The sequence below is a fragment of the Parendozoicomonas sp. 209JJ7-1 genome, assembly GCF_058147085.1.
Genome location: NZ_JBYVJU010000008.1, coordinates 105,913 through 122,952, shown reverse-complemented (window position 1 = coordinate 122,952; position 17,040 = coordinate 105,913). Strand labels below are relative to the sequence as shown.

19 protein-coding genes are annotated in these 17,040 nt (G+C 50.9%); 13 read left to right on the top strand and 6 right to left on the bottom strand.

Features of this window, described 5'->3' with window-relative positions:
* Nucleotides 1–48 precede the first annotated feature (48 nt).
* The 8 genes from ACY2RQ_RS09950 (at nt 49) to ACY2RQ_RS09915 (ending at nt 6,171) form a co-directional block, all read left to right on the top strand.
* Nucleotides 49–726 (top strand): riboflavin synthase, encoded by a 678-nt coding sequence (locus tag ACY2RQ_RS09950; protein ID WP_490112817.1) that lies wholly within the window; start codon nt 49–51, stop codon nt 724–726.
* Nucleotides 727–810: 84 nt separating this feature from the next.
* Entirely contained in the window at nt 811–1,920 is a 1,110-nt protein-coding gene (gene ribBA / locus ACY2RQ_RS09945) for a bifunctional 3,4-dihydroxy-2-butanone-4-phosphate synthase/GTP cyclohydrolase II (protein ID WP_490112816.1), read from the top strand.
* A gap of 152 nt (nt 1,921–2,072) precedes the next feature.
* Nucleotides 2,073–2,549 (top strand): 6,7-dimethyl-8-ribityllumazine synthase, encoded by a 477-nt coding sequence (ribH, locus tag ACY2RQ_RS09940; RefSeq protein ID WP_490112815.1) that lies wholly within the window; start codon nt 2,073–2,075, stop codon nt 2,547–2,549.
* A 1-nt stretch (nt 2,550) separates the two neighbouring features.
* Nucleotides 2,551–3,084: a transcription antitermination factor NusB gene (gene nusB, locus ACY2RQ_RS09935; RefSeq protein ID WP_490112814.1), complete on the top strand. Its 534-nt coding sequence runs from the start codon at nt 2,551–2,553 to the stop codon at nt 3,082–3,084.
* Between the two features lie 66 nt (nt 3,085–3,150).
* Nucleotides 3,151–4,089: a thiamine-phosphate kinase gene (gene thiL, locus ACY2RQ_RS09930; RefSeq protein ID WP_490112813.1), complete on the top strand. Its 939-nt coding sequence runs from the start codon at nt 3,151–3,153 to the stop codon at nt 4,087–4,089.
* Between the two features lie 366 nt (nt 4,090–4,455).
* Nucleotides 4,456–4,875, top strand: coding sequence for a hypothetical protein (locus ACY2RQ_RS09925; protein WP_490112812.1), 420 nt, complete (start codon nt 4,456–4,458; stop codon nt 4,873–4,875).
* A gap of 120 nt (nt 4,876–4,995) precedes the next feature.
* The gene (locus ACY2RQ_RS09920) at nt 4,996–5,463 is read left to right on the top strand and encodes a phosphatidylglycerophosphatase A family protein (protein WP_490112811.1); all 468 of its coding nucleotides are present in this window, start codon (nt 4,996–4,998) and stop codon (nt 5,461–5,463) included.
* An 81-nt stretch (nt 5,464–5,544) separates the two neighbouring features.
* Nucleotides 5,545–6,171 (top strand): retropepsin-like aspartic protease family protein, encoded by a 627-nt coding sequence (locus ACY2RQ_RS09915; RefSeq protein WP_490112810.1) that lies wholly within the window; start codon nt 5,545–5,547, stop codon nt 6,169–6,171.
* A gap of 194 nt (nt 6,172–6,365) precedes the next feature.
* Here the strand turns inward: ACY2RQ_RS09915 and ACY2RQ_RS09910 are convergent, their stop codons facing one another.
* A complete protein-coding gene (locus ACY2RQ_RS09910) occupies nt 6,366–6,881 on the bottom strand; it encodes a hypothetical protein (RefSeq protein ID WP_490112809.1) in 516 nt (171 codons plus the stop codon).
* Nucleotides 6,882–7,158: 277 nt separating this feature from the next.
* Here ACY2RQ_RS09910 and ribA point away from each other — a divergent pair, with 277 nt between their 5' ends.
* Nucleotides 7,159–7,752 (top strand): GTP cyclohydrolase II, encoded by a 594-nt coding sequence (ribA, locus tag ACY2RQ_RS09905; RefSeq protein WP_490112808.1) that lies wholly within the window; start codon nt 7,159–7,161, stop codon nt 7,750–7,752.
* A 37-nt stretch (nt 7,753–7,789) separates the two neighbouring features.
* Here the strand turns inward: ribA and ACY2RQ_RS09900 are convergent, their stop codons facing one another.
* From ACY2RQ_RS09900 to ACY2RQ_RS09890, 3 genes are read right to left on the bottom strand one after another with little or no spacing between them, the layout of a single operon-like run.
* Nucleotides 7,790–9,526 carry a 1-deoxy-D-xylulose-5-phosphate synthase gene (locus tag ACY2RQ_RS09900; RefSeq protein WP_490112807.1) on the bottom strand — a complete coding sequence of 579 codons (1,737 nt, stop codon included), beginning with the start codon at nt 9,524–9,526 and terminating at the stop codon, nt 7,790–7,792.
* 26 nt (nt 9,527–9,552) lie between these two features.
* Nucleotides 9,553–10,446, bottom strand: a complete 894-nt coding sequence (locus ACY2RQ_RS09895) for a polyprenyl synthetase family protein (RefSeq protein WP_490112806.1) — start codon at nt 10,444–10,446, stop codon at nt 9,553–9,555.
* Between the two features lie 2 nt (nt 10,447–10,448).
* Nucleotides 10,449–10,700 (bottom strand): exodeoxyribonuclease VII small subunit, encoded by a 252-nt coding sequence (locus ACY2RQ_RS09890; protein WP_490112805.1) that lies wholly within the window; start codon nt 10,698–10,700, stop codon nt 10,449–10,451.
* Between the two features lie 424 nt (nt 10,701–11,124).
* Between ACY2RQ_RS09890 and ACY2RQ_RS09885 the strand changes: the two genes are divergently transcribed.
* Nucleotides 11,125–11,484, top strand: a complete 360-nt coding sequence (locus tag ACY2RQ_RS09885) for a hypothetical protein (RefSeq protein WP_490112804.1) — start codon at nt 11,125–11,127, stop codon at nt 11,482–11,484.
* A gap of 127 nt (nt 11,485–11,611) precedes the next feature.
* Here ACY2RQ_RS09885 and ACY2RQ_RS09880 read toward each other — a convergent pair whose 3' ends face one another.
* Entirely contained in the window at nt 11,612–13,066 is a 1,455-nt protein-coding gene (locus ACY2RQ_RS09880; RefSeq protein WP_490112803.1) for an alanine/glycine:cation symporter family protein, read from the bottom strand.
* A 112-nt stretch (nt 13,067–13,178) separates the two neighbouring features.
* Here ACY2RQ_RS09880 and ACY2RQ_RS09875 point away from each other — a divergent pair, with 112 nt between their 5' ends.
* From ACY2RQ_RS09875 to ACY2RQ_RS09865, 3 genes are all read left to right on the top strand, one after another.
* The gene (locus tag ACY2RQ_RS09875; RefSeq protein ID WP_490112802.1) at nt 13,179–14,135 is read left to right on the top strand and encodes a DUF4062 domain-containing protein; all 957 of its coding nucleotides are present in this window, start codon (nt 13,179–13,181) and stop codon (nt 14,133–14,135) included.
* Between the two features lie 80 nt (nt 14,136–14,215).
* Nucleotides 14,216–14,707 (top strand): FKBP-type peptidyl-prolyl cis-trans isomerase, encoded by a 492-nt coding sequence (locus ACY2RQ_RS09870; protein ID WP_490112801.1) that lies wholly within the window; start codon nt 14,216–14,218, stop codon nt 14,705–14,707.
* Nucleotides 14,708–14,861: 154 nt separating this feature from the next.
* On the top strand, nt 14,862–15,080 hold the full coding sequence (locus ACY2RQ_RS09865) for a hypothetical protein (protein ID WP_490112800.1): 219 nt from the start codon (nt 14,862–14,864) through the stop codon (nt 15,078–15,080).
* Between the two features lie 121 nt (nt 15,081–15,201).
* Here the strand turns inward: ACY2RQ_RS09865 and ACY2RQ_RS09860 are convergent, their stop codons facing one another.
* Nucleotides 15,202–16,911, bottom strand: coding sequence for a hypothetical protein (locus tag ACY2RQ_RS09860; RefSeq protein ID WP_490112799.1), 1,710 nt, complete (start codon nt 16,909–16,911; stop codon nt 15,202–15,204).
* Nucleotides 16,912–17,040: the final 129 nt, after the last annotated feature.

The window sequence follows — 17,040 nt, the reverse complement described above, 5'->3', positions numbered from 1 at the left end:
TGCGCTTTTATATTTTCACGAGTTGTAGCTAGTACACGGGGTTTGTAAGTGTTTACAGGAATTATTGAAGCGGTAGGCTCAATCCGGCGAATGGAAAACCGGGGCGGGGATATGCGCCTCCATATCGCTACCGGTGATCTGGACCTGGTGGATGTCAAACTGGGGGACAGTATCGCCACCAATGGTGTCTGCCTTACAGCCGTTCTGCTGCCGGGAGATGGTTTTGCCGCAGATGTCTCCCACGAAACCCTGAGCCGCACAGGTCTGGGAGAGCTGGGCGTCGGCAGTCCTGTAAACCTGGAAAAGGCCATGCAACCGACCTCCCGCTTTGGCGGTCATATCGTCAGCGGACATGTGGATGGCGTGGGCCGGATTGTGGGAATTTCTCCGTCCGGGCGCTCTCTGGTCTATAGAGTAGAAGCGCCGACGGAACTGGCACGCTATATCGCCGAGAAGGGTTCAATCACCGTGGATGGTGTCAGCCTGACTGTAAACAGCGTGGAAGGGGCCGTTTTCCTGCTTAATATTGTTCCCCATACCGCAGAGGAAACCATTATCACTCATTACCGTGCCGGCAGCCGGGTCAATCTTGAAGTCGATATTATTGCCCGCTATCTGGAACGCCTGCTGACCGGTAACAGTAACCCTGAGAATGGTGCGCAGGATACAGGTGGTGGACTGACCGAAGGTTTTCTGGCCGAACACGGTTTTTTCAGAAAACGCTGATATCTGATATAACCCACCACCAAGTAGCCGTGAGCTTGACAGGATATCGCCCGCAGTACAGACAGGGCGAAACAGAGAAGAAATATGCAGCTGAATACCGCAGAAGAACTGATTGAAGATATTCGCCAGGGACGCATGATCATCCTGATGGATGACGAGGACCGGGAAAATGAGGGTGACCTGATTGTTGCGGCGGAGAAAGTCACGCCGGAAATCATCAACTTTATGTGCACCCACGCCCGTGGCCTGATCTGCATGCCTATGACCGCGGAGCGTTGCGACTATCTGGGCCTGCACCAGATGACTGCAAACAATCAGGAAACCCACAGTACTGCTTTCACTGTATCTATCGAAGCTGCGGAAGGTGTGACCACTGGCATTTCTGCTGCAGACCGGGCGAAAACCGTACAGGTTGCGGTCAGCCCCCTGTCTCGCCCCCAGGATATTATCCAGCCCGGCCATATTTTCCCCCTGCGTGCCATGAATGGCGGTGTACTCCAGAGAGCTGGTCATACTGAAGCTGGAACCGACCTGGCCCGTCTGGCAGGACTCGAACCTGCGGCAGTAATTGTTGAAATCATGAACGAAGACGGTACTATGGCCCGCCGTCCTGATCTTGAGCAGTTTGCAGAAACCCACGGTTTGAAGATCGGAACCATCGCGGACCTGATCCAGTACCGTATTCACCACGAGAAAACGGTTGTTCGTGGCAATACCAGGGAGCTGGCAACGGTTTACGGCGACTTCCAGATGACGGAATACCGGGATAACCTGACCGGTCGCACCCATCTCTCTCTGGTTATGGGGCAGCCCTCAGCGGATAAGCCTACACTTGTGCGGGTTCACCAGGGAGATACTTTCCGTGACCTCCTGGGGGCACGTAAGCCCGGCAACACTGGCTGGCCGCTGCCAGCAACGCTGGCGCGGATAGCCAAAGAGGGTGAAGGTATTCTTGTTCTTCTTGATGCCGACGAGTATGAAAGTCTGGGAGACAGTCTGGCTCGTTTCTCTGAAAAAGACCGTCCGCTGCACAGTACCGGCGCTCCCGCTGGTGTGTATATGACTGTAGGCACCGGTTCGCAAATTCTGCGGGATCAGGGAGTTGGCAAAATGCGCCTATTGAGTCCGAACATTCGGTTTAGTGCTATTTCCGGCTTTGATCTGGAAATTACGGAATATCTCCCCTACGAATAATAACCCGTGGGGCCTGTTTGCCGCTTGATTTCTGGAGGACGGTTTCCTGAACTGTTGTTTTCTGAAACTGGTGGCATCGGGTAATTAAGGTTTGATCGATTGGGCCCGGTCGGTATCCGGGTAAATCTGCTTAAAAAAAATGAGGATTCGCCATGACTGGCATCAGGACTATTGAGGGAGTGCTTACCCCGAACGATGGCCATTACGCCATTGTTGTAACCCGCTGGAATGCGTACGTGGTGGAGAGTCTGTTAGAAGGCGCCGTTGACGCACTGAAGCGTCATGGTGTGAGAGAAGAGCAGATCACCATTATCCGCTGCCCGGGGGCTTTTGAACTGCCTTTGGTAGTAAAGAAAGCAGCCAGTCAGGGCACTTACGATGCCATTATTGCGCTGGGCGCGGTCATTCGCGGTGGCACACCGCACTTTGAATTTGTTGCAGGAGAATGCACCAAGGGTATGGCCAATGTCATGATGGAGCAGGATATCCCGGTCTCCTTTGGTGTACTGACAGTTGATACGATCGAGCAGGCCATCGAACGGGCCGGAACCAAAATGGGTAATAAGGGCGGAGAAGCTGCCCTGGCCGCGTTTGAGATGGTGAGCCTGCTCAAAAATCTGGAGTCTTGATTTGAGTGCCGAGAATACAATTATCGGTCCCGATGCTGAAAAGCCAGACGCTGTAGAGCAGAGTTCCGCTGAACAGAAGCCAAGAAGTCGTTCCCAGAACCGTCGCAAGGCCCGGGAAATTACTTTGCAGGCTCTGTACCAGTGGCAGATGACCGGTACGTCTATCACGGATATCGAAGCCCAGTTCAGGGCCAGAAACGATATGACCAAGGTGGATGGTGGTTTTTTCCATGAACTGCTGCTGGGTGTTGCCCAACAGGTCAGTGCACTGGATGAAACCATCGCGCCTTTACTTGACCGGCCACTGGATCAGCTGGACCCGGTTGAGCGAGCAGCCCTGCGCCTGGGTTGCTATGAAATGATGAAACGTACGGATGTACCTTACCGTGTGGTGATCAACGAAGGCATTGAACTGGCCAAGCGCTACGGTGCCCAGGATTCCCACAAGTACATAAACGGTATTCTCGACAAACTGGCGCCTGCCCTTCGCCCGGCTGAGGTGAAGGAATACCGCAACCGTCGTAAGTCCCGCTGATACTTAGCGGACGTTTCTGTACAAAGAGCAGCTTTGTGAGTAGCCGTCCTGTGGAGTCGACAACCCATGGATGAGTTTTCCCTGATCCGGACGATGTTCCAGAGACCGGAACTTACGACGGCCGGCGGCCACCTGGATATGGGCATAGGCGATGACTGTGCCCTTATCTCGCCACCGCCGGGACATCAGCTGGTGCAGAGTATCGACACTCTTGCCGCTGATGTACACTTTCCTGCCGATGGGGATGCCTTCCTTATCGGTTACCGTTCCCTGGCTGTCAGCGTCAGTGACCTGGCTGCTATGGGTGCAACTCCCCACAGTTTTTTCCTCGCCCTGACTTTGCCTGAATCCAACCTCGACTGGCTGGAAGCTTTCAGTAAAGGTCTGGCGGCTATGGCTGGTGAATCCGGTATTTCTCTGGCAGGTGGTGATACTACCCGTGGCCCTTTAACCATTTCTGTCCATGTGCAGGGCTTTGTTCCCACGGGAAAATCGCTGATGCGTGGTGGCGCACGACCGGGAGATGCCGTGTATGTCAGCGGAACACCCGGTGAAGCCTGTGGCGCGCTGCCTTATATTTTAAACGAGTCGCCTGTCGTTTCTTCTGCCCATCAACGAATGGTGGACCGTTACTGGCAGCCTACACCTCGTATAAATCTTGGACAGTGGCTGCTGGAACATGGAGCAACTGCCGCGGTGGATGTGTCCGATGGTTTACTGGGGGATCTTGGACATATCCTGAAAGCTTCAGATTGTGGTGCGGAGCTTAACAGCACGAAAATTCCCGTTTCGAATGCTTTGAAAGAAGTGTATGGAGAGCAGGCGCTGGATAAGGCCCTGAATGGCGGAGATGATTATGAACTCTGTTTCTGCTGGCCCGGTGATCGCCCTTTACCTGACGATGTTCCTGTACCTGTCTCCTGTATTGGAACTGTAACACCCCATTCCGGAGAATTTCTGCTGGATGGTGAGCCGGTTATTTCCGGTAGTTATCGACATTTCTAACTCGTCTCTAATGTCCTGCTCGGGGTTGGTATCTTCGCGAACAGTTTTGTCTTCAAACAACGAGCCATGACGTATTTTTCTACCTGCTGCCAAACTTCGACTAAATATAGGACGTCAGGTGGTAGACAGATAAAGCCTGGCCGTTGCGGTTGAATAGGTTTGAAGACAATGAGACATATAGCTTTTTCCAGAAGTATGCATTTGGTTGCAGCCTCAGTGTTATTTGTATTTTACAGTATCCAGAGTTTTGCTTCCGATGATCAGTGCCTGGCAGATTTTCACAGTGAAAGCGGCTGTCCGGGCTCTCTGCACATGGGGGAATGCCCAGACCTGATCAGTTACCTAAAAGAACACAGGGAATGGTCAATGTGCATCAATGCCTCATCGGGCACAGAGGTATTTGGATGGGTTGGTTATCATGGTGACTTTATATTGGATGTATCTGATATAAAACCGGATAAACATTATCCAGATGTGTTCTATGGGAAAGCCACGATTACCGGCAAAAAAATAGTAGGAAGCGGTACCGTCTACGACTATGGGCTTGATGAAATTCCCAGATTTACGACACCTGTAACCATTGAGGCATGTGACCGTAAGCAGAAATGTCTCACCTTTAACACCAACACCTTGAGTCATGGAAAACAAAGCGATGGCTACGTAGATCCGCCTTACACAGTGACTGTAAAAGCGCCCTATACCAGTTGCAGCCACTTTTGTGGAACCGGTAAGTTTCCGGGCATGACAGGTTTAACCTATACAGTCACTATGAGGCCAAAGAGCTGATAAGCAGCGTGTCTGTGCAAAAACAGGGGGAAGAAGCTGATGCTGGTTCTGTTGGTAACGATGCTTTCTTTGCCTGTATCATGCAAAGATTTGCTGGCAATTACCTGATAAGGAACTCCTTTGAGCAAACCCAGTCTTTCCAACCCCTGGCACTTTCTGGCTTTTGGCTTTGGCAGCGGGCTGGCCCCCAAGGCACCGGGGACTTTTGGAACCCTGGCAGCGGTGCCTTTGTATCTGTTATTGCAGAACCTTTCTTTGCCTCTTTATCTGGCTTTTGTTGTGGTTGCCAGTGTGGTGGGTATCGCCATTTGTGGAAGAACATCTAATGATATGGATGTGCATGACCATCCGGGCATTGTCTGGGACGAGTTCTGTGGCTACTGGCTGACGATGATTGCAGCTCCGGCTGGCTGGCAGTGGGTTGTGATGGGTTTCCTGCTGTTCAGGCTGTTTGATATCTGGAAACCCTGGCCCATCAGCGTGGCGGACGCGAAAGTTCATGGCGGGCTGGGTATCATGATTGATGACCTGATTGCCGGTGTTTATGCATTTCTGGTGCTGCAGGGGCTTGCCTGGTATTTCCTGTAACCTTTAAAGTGAATGACTGATAGGAAGAAGATCTGTCTTCTTCTCCTGACCGGTAAAAATAAAAACAGACTGGAAGGAACCATGAAACAGATAGCCATGTTGTTCTGTTTACTCTTGTCGAGCATCCATGCCTGGGCAGCCAGTGTCCAGGTGGTGGGACTGTTTCCGGGGGCTGCAGTTTTGCTGATTGATGGCGAGCGCAAGTTGCTGAAAGCCGGAAGGTCAGAAGGTGCGGTGAAGTTGATTTCCGCTGACAATGAACGGGCCGTGGTGGAAATCAACGGAAAGCGCCAGACCCTGGGGTTGACCAGAGCGCATTCCAGAGGCTTTCGTAAGTCGGAGAAAGCATCTGTACGGCTGGTACGCAGCAACGATGGCCACTATTGGACAACCGGTAAAATCAACGGTCGCAGTGTCCGTATGATGCTGGATACCGGCGCTACATCTGTTGCCCTTGGGGAGTCCATCGCCCGCAGGCTGGGGGTTCGTTATCGCAATGGGAAAAAGATCAGGGTTGGTACGGCCAATGGTGTGGTTATCGGTTATAGGGTTAATCTGGCATCTGTTACGGTAAACAGCATTACCCAGCATAATGTTGAGGCGACAATCACCCCCAATAACGACACGGTGCTACTGGGGATGAGTTTTCTCAACAATGTAAATATGAGAGAAGAGGGAAACCTTCTCTATCTGGTGCCCAAGTATTAAGTGGCAGATATCAATCATAAAAACGAGTCAGAGTGGCGGGCTTGATTCAACAGGCAAACCAGTGACTGATGACCAGGCAAGGAATACATGTGATGCATCACCACTCCGCTTCGAGCTGGATTTTACAAAGTTAATCTCTGTCTTATATTTTTAAAGTGTAAAGAATGTCTGCTCAATGCCCGGATTTTCCGTGATCACCAAATATACGCCCCCCTCAGGAGATCACACTGAAACTCATAACTGCCTGTTACTGTTCCGGACAAGTCGGTTATATGAAGTTTATGGGTAATAAACAGTTCGTTTTGTCCAATACTGTTTTCCATGAAAAAGGTTCGAATGGCTCCTGGTGAACCTACCTCTTCCGTCATGGACATGGCCAAGGAGAGGGTATGCAGCTCGTGCAGGCGGTTTTCCATCACGAAATAGCGGTCAAAATTAACACTGACCATGGAGGGCCTTTTTTGAAGATCCTGAAAGTGCTCTGTTGAGTGGGTCATTCTGCATTGTTTGAGGTTGAGGTAACCCTTCACTGACCGGCCTGCTTTCAAAGTATCCAGGATTGCATCATAAGTGGTTCTTGTCGTAGGAGTGAGCGGTTTGGAGGGTACAGGCCGGTTTTCGCCATCCTGATGATAGAACTGGGCGCTGGTTATGCCTGTAAAGGAAAGAAGAGTGATGGATACAAGTAAGGCAGCAATTCGTGGGTGCATGGTAAATGCTCCTGTGAACATAGCTATAGACAACTTAAGGGAGGACAGATCGGGATAGTTGGGCAATTATAGATTAATTTTTTCTGCAGTGTTTTCTTTCCGTTTTTTTGTATGCTTTATGGATTCTTTTTCGGGCAGGGACTGAGCTGGCCATGAAACGTAAACAGCCCCTGGATAAAATTCTAGGTATTCCTGCCCGGAAAACTTGTAACATCTCGCCTGAATGGTCTACCGCTGGTACAATGCCAGCCCGCGATCAGCTGTTGAGGAAAGTCGAGTGTCAACTGTTTTTGTGGCTTCTTCCCGTCTGCCAACGCCTTATGGCACTTTTATGATGCACGGGTTTGAGGATGAGGCTACCGGAAAGGAGCATCTGGCTCTGACAATGGGAGATATAGGTAGTGGTGAACCGGTATTGGGTCGAATCCACTCTGAATGTCTGACCGGCGATGCCCTGTTCAGCATGCGTTGCGACTGTGGTGCACAGCTGGAGGCGGCCATGAAGGCTATTGCCGAAGAAGGCCGGGGAGTTATTCTTTATCTGCGTCAGGAGGGTCGGGGTATCGGGCTGTTGAATAAAATCCGGGCCTACGAGCTGCAGGACGGTGGCGCAGATACCGTAGAAGCCAATGAAAAACTGGGTTTTGCCCCGGATATGCGCAAGTATGATATGTGTGAAGTTATGCTCAAGCACCTGGGCATTACCAAAATGCGCCTGATGACCAACAATCCCCGTAAAATTGATGCCCTGAGAGGGCTGGATATCGACATCGTCGAACGTCTGCCCCTGCAGACTGGCCAGAACCCCCATAACGAACGTTATCTTGCCACCAAGGTTGGCAAGCTGGGTCACCTCTATAATAACGCCTGAAATGCGTAACCAGCCTGAGCTTCAGTTCCTGAAACCTTCACTCTGTGCGGACGGTCTTTAACAGACCTTCCGTGCTCAGGCCGCACTGAGCCAGCTGATTTGCCCGGGTGCCATGGGCAATAAACTGATCGGGAATACCCAGGGCTGTCACCCGGCTGGTATGCCCCTGCAGTAAAGCCTGAATCTCCTCTCCAATACCGCCTTTCACCGCGCCTTCCTCAAGCACAATCAGGTGACTGTGGCGGTTGGCCAGATTTATAACCAAATCCTTGTCCAGAGGTTTGATAAAGCGCATATCCGCAACGGTGGAATTGGTTTCTTCTGCCACTTCAATCGCAGTCTGGACAAGGGAGCCAAAGGCCAGAAACGCGGCATTTTCACCTTTTCTGAGGATACGCCCCCTGCCTAAATGCAGGGCGGTATCTTGCCCGGATACCGCAGGCTCAAGGGTGGCTCCCCGTGGATAGCGAACCGCTGCCGGGCCGGCATATTCATAACCCAGGGTCAGCATCTGGTGCAGTTCCTGTTCATCAGAAGGAGCCATCAGCACCATATTGGGAATGGTTTTCAGAGCCGCTATATCGTAAGCGCCGTGATGGGTCGGGCCGTCTTCCCCCACAAGGCCAGCCCTGTCTACAGCAAACAGCACATCAAGATTCTGCAGCGCCACATCGTGGATTAACTGGTCATATCCCCGCTGGAGAAAGGTGGAATAAATAGCCAGCACAGGCTTTATGCCTTCACAGGCCATACCGGCGGCGAGGGTGACCGCGTGCTGCTCTGCGATGGCTACATCGCAGTAACGGTCAGGAAACTCCCGGGAAAATGCGATTAAGTCAGAACCTTCACGCATGGCAGGGGTAATGCCGTACAGACGTTTATCCCTTGAAGCTGTTTCGCACAACCACTGGCCAAAGCGGTTGGACCAGGTGGGGCGTCCATTGCTTTTCGGTTTTCCTGCGACTTTGGAAACTGCGTGGTAGCGTACCGGATCAGCTTCCGCTTCCGGCAGACCTTTTCCCTTGCGGGTAATAACATGGAGAAGTTTTGGGCCGGGCTTCTGGCGTAACTGCGCCAGGGTTTTAATAAGAATCGGGAGATTATGGCCGGGAACCGGGCCGGTGAGACTCATACCCTGGTCTTCAAGCCGGACAATGGGGTCACTGTTATGTTCCGGTAGATGGCTTTGGATGCCCCGCAGGTATTTGGCCAGCATGCCCACGCTGGGGGAGATGGACATATCGTTATCATTCAGAATCAACAGCAGATTAGCCTGGGCGCAGGCAGCATGATTCAGGGCTTCAAAAGCCTGGCCGGCGGTCATGGCACCATCACCGATAACAGCGATAGCCTGACGATTGTCACCTTTGGCCCTGGCCGCAAGAGCCATACCCAGGGCCGCACTGATGGACGTGCTGGAATGGCCTGTGCCGAAAGCATCGAATTCGCTCTCCTCCCGGGCCGGAAACCCGCACAATCCTTTACTCTGGCGCAGGCTGGACATCTGCTCCCGGCGTCCGGTCAGGATTTTATGGGGATAGCACTGGTGGCCTACATCCCAGATCAGCCGGTCTTCCGGAGTGTGAAAGACGTAATGCAGGGCGATGGTCAGCTCGACAACACCAAGCCCGGCACCAAGGTGACCGCCGGTCTGGTAAACGGAGTGAATCAGATACTCCCGCAGTTCTTTTGCAAGAACCGGTAGTTCACTTTCTTCAAGGGTGCGCAAGTCTGCAGGCCCTGACAGGGCGTTGAGTAAAGGTGTATCCAGCAATGTGATGCCTTAGGTCGTCCGGAAGCCTAGTGATTACGGCTGATAATATAATCCGCCAGCGCGCGCAGGTGTTGTGCGCTGTGACCAAAGGAGTCGAGGGCGGACAGGGCTGCATTCTTCAAATACAGGGCTTTTTTCCGGGCTGCTTCAAGACCCAGCAGGGAAACATAGGTGTTCTTGCCCTGTTCAATATCCTTGCCCTGGTTCTTTCCCATTACTTCCGTGGAGGAGGTGATATCCAGGATATCGTCCTGAACCTGGAAGGCCAGGCCAATAGCGTCAGCATACCGGGAAAGGGCGCTGAGTTGTTCCAGTGTTCCACCGGCAGCCTGGGCGCCCAGCAGACAGGCGGCGCTGATTAAGGCTCCGGTCTTGCGTTGATGCAGGCCCTGCAGGGCTTCAAGATCAAGGTTTTTTCCGGTTGACTGCATATCCCGAATCTGCCCGGACACCATACCATGTCCACCGGCGGCTTTGGAAAGGGTGAGGGTTTGCTGCAGGCGGGTTTCCGCAGAGAGCACGGCATTATCGGAGAGAACTTCAAAAGCCAAAGTCAGCAGGGCATCACCGGTCAGAATAGCCGTGGCTTCATCAAAGGCTTTATGGCAGGTGGGGCGGCCTCTGCGCAGGTCATCATCATCCATGGCGGGCAGGTCGTCATGGATCAGGGAATAAGTGTGAATTAATTCCACAGCGCAGGCGGCAGAAAGAGCCTGTTCCGGTGTTCCTCCCAGGGTTTCACAGGCAGCACGGACCAATAGCGGGCGAACACGTTTTCCTCCGGCCAGTGTTGAGTAAGTCATGGCTTCCCGAAGCAGGTCATGGTCGGAAGCCGATTGCTCAAGAATATTTCTCAGGCCGTTGTTGGTCCAGCTCTGACACAGAGACAGATAGTCGGAAAAAGGCATGGTCAGGCTCATATTTAAATAGTGTCTTGTTCGCCTGGTTGATCAAAGGGGCGGGTTTCTGTGCGGCCATCTTTCTCCAGCAGAATACGGACTTTCTGTTCCGCCTCTTCCAGGGCTTTCTGACAGTCCCGGGTCAGGCCAATGCCTTTTTCAAAGGCCGCCAGAGCCTGTTCCAGGGGAAGGTCGCCGGATTCCAGTTCACGTACGGTTTTTTCCAGTTCGCCGAGAGAGGTCTCAAAGGCAAAACTCTGTTTTTTGTTCGCCATGTCAGGCCCTGGTGTGGGTGATGGAGGCAGTAATTTACCACAGAACAGGGGGGGCGGTTGATACTCTCGGATAAATATAAGAGGGAATAAAGAAGGCTGGGTTTGTTAGAAAGTTGCCGGAGGCAGGTGCGATGCTCATTAGCGGTGACAGGTCACGCCTGTATTTTGTCGATTGCCCGGGACTCTCCCTATCTATAGTGGAAAGGCCGGACAAGGATGATCCGGCCGGAACTCCCGAAATCTTCAGATTGTGGGAGCCATAAAGCCACAAAAAACTGCACAGGATACAGGCACTATGAAAACCGGAAGATGTGATGCCGGAGTTCTGTCGATACCCCGCCGAACCTTAGCTTTTTCCTTTGTGTTTCTGTTTGCGTGCTGTCTGTTGATGTTGTCGCCCTTTTCGAAATCTGAATTACGTCCCTTGAATGACTTTCAGATGGCCAGCATTGCCGGACAGGGTGTTGATAATGATGTTCAGGCTGTTACCGAACAGCGAGCCAGTTTGAATGGCCTGACCCAGATTGCACGTACTACCTTTCCTTTACTGAACTTTCTGCAGGCAGATACATCGGTCTCAGGTGTGCGTTATAAGGAAGGGGTTCCCCCAGTGATTTTCAATCTTGTTGAAGGCTCAATCACACTGAACCTGCCTGAGTACATCGAGAACATCAATTTCAATAATCTGCGTGTCGCAGGCAGCCAGGGACCTGCTTTCGGTAACGTGCAGATTCGTGGACTAAACTTTGGTAACAGTTCCATCAAGATCAGGTTTAACCCCTGAACTGAAAATAATAGCCGTTGATAAGGTTACTGTTAATGAAATTGCTGTTGGTAAAAAGGCCGGTTCTTCCTTATGGAATGCTGGCCTTTTTCTTTGGGGAAAATGGGTAATTCTGATTATGTTGATATTACTTGGTCGAGGACTTTTGATGCTCTACGGGCCATACATTTGCTTCAATCACACTATCAATGGTCGGAAAGCTTTGCCGTTGAAAAACTGGGCTGCGTCCTGCGGCATATTGGTTTTCAAAGTCATCCAGTAGCTGAAAGGCATGCCGCGAAAGAATCAGAATGGCGGCAAGATTAATTAACGTCATCAGTCCCATAGTAATATCCGCCAGTGCCCAGATCAGAGGCAGACTTCCTGTAGCTCCCCAGTAAATCATCACAATCACCAGGCAACGATAACCGACCACCAGTGTCTCCCGGTTCTGGATAAAGCGCAGGCTGGATTCCCCGTAGTAACTGTTGGCAACGATGGATGTAAAACCAAAGGCCAGTGTCGTAAGAGCTATAAATGGTTTGCCCAGACTGCCAATGGTAGCTTCCATGGCGTTCTGGGTCAGCACTATGCCGGTTTCGCCCGCTACGCCAAATTCAACACCGGAGATCAGGATAATGGCTGCGGTGGACGTGCAGATTACAATGGTGTCGATAAATACGCTGAACATGGAAACCAACCCTTGGGTGACCGGGTGGTCCGGGTAAGGAGTGGCTATGGCGTGAAGGTTCGGGCCGCTGCCCATACCCGCTTCATTAGAAAACAGCCCTCGGCGAATACCATGGGCAATAGCCTGGGACATTAAATATCCGGCTCCTCCGGCGACAGCGTGATCCAGACCAAAGGCGCTGCGTACCACAAGTGTTACAATATCAGGTAATTGATGAATATTGAGGAAGGTGATGATTAACGCCAAAGCTATGTAGCTGACTGCCATCAAAGGAACGACCTTCTCCGCAAATTCCGCCAGGATGTGAATGCCCCGGAAAATAATCAGACCGCTTAAACCCGCCAGAAGAATGCCTGTTCCCCAGACCGGAATATGAAAGGCCTCTTCAATAGCAGTGGAAACGGAGTTTGCCTGTACAGCGTTAAAGGAAAAACCAAAGGTGCTGATCAGAAACAGGGAAAAAACCAGCCCAAGCCAGCGCTGGCCCAATCCTTTTTCAATGTAATAGGCTGGTCCTCCCCGGAAGGTGCCGTCCGGATTCCGGGTTTTGTAGACCTGGGCCATGGTGTTTTCCACAAAGGCCGTTGCCATACCCAGCATGGCCATCACCCACATCCAGAATACAGCTCCCGGGCCACCAAGGTTGATGGCAATGGCGACACCGGCAAGGTTGCTGGTTCCTACATGGGAGGCAAGGCTGGTGCAGAGGGCCTGAAATGTGGATATACCTTTCTTTTTATCTTCAGGTGTAGCCCGTGAATGGAGCAGCAGCCGGGTTGCCAGAGGAAAAAGGCGGAACTGGATAAACCGGCTGCGCAGGGTAAACCAGATACTCGTTCCAAGAAGAAAATAGACCAGGCAATAATTCCAGAAGAGGGAATTGGCAGAAGATATCAGTTCAGGAATCATCATTTTTATAGATTCTGTCTCGTTTTTCCAAGGCAGAACCGGTTCCCTCCAGAGAAATATGGTTATAATCCATCACACAAGTATAAGCCTGCATCAGGAACAGGTTTCATAACAGATGGCGACAGACAGGTTTTATCGGGTTTATGTGAGTGTTTCTCCAGCTCTGGGGGAGCCAAGAGTTGAAACACTGCTTCCGGGGTTACTGCGCCTGGGAGTTATGCCCGTGTGGCCAGAGCCCCGGGCATCCTGGTCTGAAAGAAAGACTTTAATGGAAAGCTGTGACTATATGCTGTTATTGGTCGGGCATACTTATATAGCCCGGCCGCCGGCGGGCGTAAGCTGGCAGCACCGGGAGCTGAATCAGGCTTTTACACGACAATTGCCTGTTTTTGCCGCAATGTTGGATGCCAGCAGGCTCGGTCGTCAGGTGAAGGAACCGGAAACCCTGGCCAGGCTTGAAGCCTTTCGGGCGCAACTGGATAATTGCTTTTCGGTCAACTGGCTGGAACGCAAGGATATTCCCGAGCTGTTGAGTGCAGTATGGCCTGTTTTTATTAAAAGCCGCCCGGCCCCCGGGTGGGTGAAGAATGGACTTATCTCTGTCCAGACTGTAAAAACGAATATTGAGTTAGTTCCTGATATTGATGATTCGGAATCTGTTCCTGTGGATATCTCCAGCTGGATTAACTCCCGGGAGAATTTCTCATTTCTCTGCCAGGTATTTATTCGGGGCAACTGTAAAACAGTAGAACACTCAGACTCTCTGGCCTGGTCCGATGTGTGCGAAGCTTTTTTGAAACCTCTTTCCCCTAAAGGCAGTGAAGACAAGATCCAGCGAGCGTTGTCTGAGTTGTTGCTGAAAAGATTCCGGGCAACGGTTCTCAAGTTGTATACAGAAGCTCATGCGGCCACTGACTTTCAGTTCACTGAAACATCCATGCGTAAAATTCGCCTGAAACTGCGCAGGGAAGGTTTGATTCGTAAGGATACCCAGGCTTCCAGCCGACACCAGACGGTATGGCAGATCACCGAAGAGGGTATCAGACTGATGGGAAAGGCCGCTGTTGTCTGAACACAGGTAAAGAGGTTCTGTGCAGACAGCTCTCTGGCTGTTATCCTAATCAGCTACATTTTTTTCCGGATGCTCCGTTAATGGCTATTGCTGAAGATACAGTTGCAGATAAGAAAGTTGTTCTGATTCATTACACCCTGAAAAACGATGATGGTGAAGTGCTGGACAGCTCTGAAGGCCATGACCCTCTCGCCTACCTGCAGGGGCAGGGAAATGTTATTGTCGGGCTGGAAAATGCCTTGGAAGGTAAAAAAGCGGGCGACAAACTGTCTGTTTATGTTGAGGCCGCAGAAGCCTACGGCGAGTTTGACGACAGCCTGGTTCAACCTGTTCCCCGCGAGCAGTTTGGTGAACATGAAGTCTCTGTTGGCCAGCAGTTCCATGCGGATACAGCAATTGGCCCGAGGGTTGTGACCGTAGTTGGCATCCATGAGAATGAAGTGGTAATCGACGCTAACCACGAACTGGCCGGGCAGAACCTGCACTTTGATGTGGAAGTGACGGAAGTCCGTGAGGCCACAGCGGATGAACTGGAACATGGTCATGTTCACGGACCAGGCTGTAATCACTGATTCACGATTTACAATATACAGCGCCCGGTTAAATGCACTGGTCGTCTAAAGCAGAAAACCGGCAGTAAGCCGGTTTTTCTTGTATAAAATAGACTATAGTGCACGTGATTCTCTAAACCCGAGGATATATGTGGATAAAACAGGGAATACGAAAATGGCAAAGACACAACGGCAGAAATTTGGTGGAGTTGAAGGTTACACTATTTATCGGGTAGAGAAATGTGATGAAAATGGAGTGGTCACTTCGATCAGTTATGAAGTACTGACACCTGAGGAGGAGTTTCTTGACCGCTTCCGCTCAATAGAACAGGCCATGAGGTTGGTAAAATCCCTGGCCGGCATTCCCCTGGACAGTGAAGATCGCCTGTATTGAAAGGCACCATTTCAAAGACCGCTATTCCGAAGACTGCTATTCCGAAGCGTTGTAAGCATTAATGCTCATATCATGCCTGGCTGAAGACAGCCCGAGTGAGGGTTGCTCAACAGAAGATTGCTCACTCTGAAGATTGCTCACTCTGAAGATTGCCAGGGGGCACCCGTTCACGCATGCGGTAATAATTATCCCAGAGAATATTCAGCTCATTAAACTGTTGTTGCAGTGTTTGATGTCTCGTCGTTCCTGTAGTTGCGCATACTCCTTGATGCCCGAGATTTCTGGCATGTTCTAAAGATGACTTTGGGGGCGAGTTTGGTTTTGCCTGTTTGTCAGGAGGTGGTAGTACAGGAGGTGGTAGTACCTGCTCTTTCTCTTTCGGTTTATGTGAGGATGGTGCTTTCCTGATCTGGTACTCCCTGAACATATTTTCTTCCACAATTTCGCTGATAGATCTGGCAAGCTGTGTTGCGGCCAGGGTAAACACTATTCGGGCAGCGGTATGGGTAAGCATTTCAATTCCCCGTGGAGGAGGAATATCGCTTTGGCATGAGGTTGGCCACATTATCGTTTCACCCTCATGCAGTGGACGACTGTGAATAAATATATTGGGTAATGTTGTTCCCCGAGTTAATACGCTGTTTATCAACAGCCTGCCTGAACCTTGATTGATTACTGCAAGATGCCCTGAATAATCAATATCTGCTTCATGGGCCGAAAGCTTTATATCTGTAGGCCAGTCTCTGGCAGAAATAAGAATTTTATTTATATCCGCATTTCTTTCCCCAGGTGTTCCTTTGATTTCAAGGTCTTCACTATTTTCTGGATACAGGCTGGATGCGTTTGCCAGAAGCTCCGGCAGTTGTTCCAGAATGGAGATATGGAGGGGAGAGACTGTTCTTGATGGTTTATTCTGCAACCACGGCACGGGGCCTCCTCCGAGACGACGTTCGATGACTTGCTGAGGCCACCACTGACTGTATTGGTTGCCAAAAATCCCCTGCAGATGATAAACCGGGCCAGGTCGACCTTCCTTCTGCTCAGTTGCGAAGAACGGCTGAACCAGCAATAGCAGGTGTCCGTTAAAACGGCGGGGATAGAGTTTTATGTTGACGACAGCGTTTTCTTTCATGGCTGTCGCAATTTTGTTCAAGGTAAATTCCAGTTCTGTTGTTGGAGATGGATATTCCTGGAAATACCCTGTTTCAATCCACGGGTCTGGGTTGTTTGCCTTAAGTTTTAAAGTGAAAGGAAAATATGGGTTCAGCTCTGTATGGACAAAGCGAATGGCTTTGCTTTGGTCTTTGTAAGAACGCAGCTGGGCCAGGGCATCAGGAATAATTGATATGACCAGTGGCGTAATGGCCAAAGCCTGTTTGGCAATCCAGGCGGTTGTTTTCAGATAGGAACCAGGATAATTGGGAACCAGTAAATAAAGAGGGACGTCAAGGTTCTGAGAAAATACTTTCCATACAAATTCCTGGTAGGAGTCACTACTGGTAAATGAGGTGAACGCGTGCAGAATGGCCTCTGAGACAACAGTATTGGCGTAGCCTGCATAGGATGCTGCAATCTGCCAGCCCAAGGCAGCTCCCAGGGTTTTGCCGAACACAACGGCTTCATTCTGAAAATAGTTTTTCCAACTGGTTCCTTTGTAAAAAGCTTCGATGTCTAACGGAGCCGTTTCCACAGGGGAAGCATTGCCAGATCTCAAATGCTGCATGGCATGGGCCGTGCTGTCTGCTGCGCTTGCCTGTGTTCCCCCAAGAAAAACCAGAAAGAGTATGAAAATACCCGTCAGGGTTCTTATAAAAGCATGGGGTCGTTGCATATTATTCCAGAGTTAACTCTTGCCGGGCAGGGAGTATAGAAGGTGAATTGGCTTTGCTGTGAAAAAAGACGTCAGTCCAACTGACTGCAAATGCCAGCGACAGCTATACCTACTCTCTGGCAAAGTGAC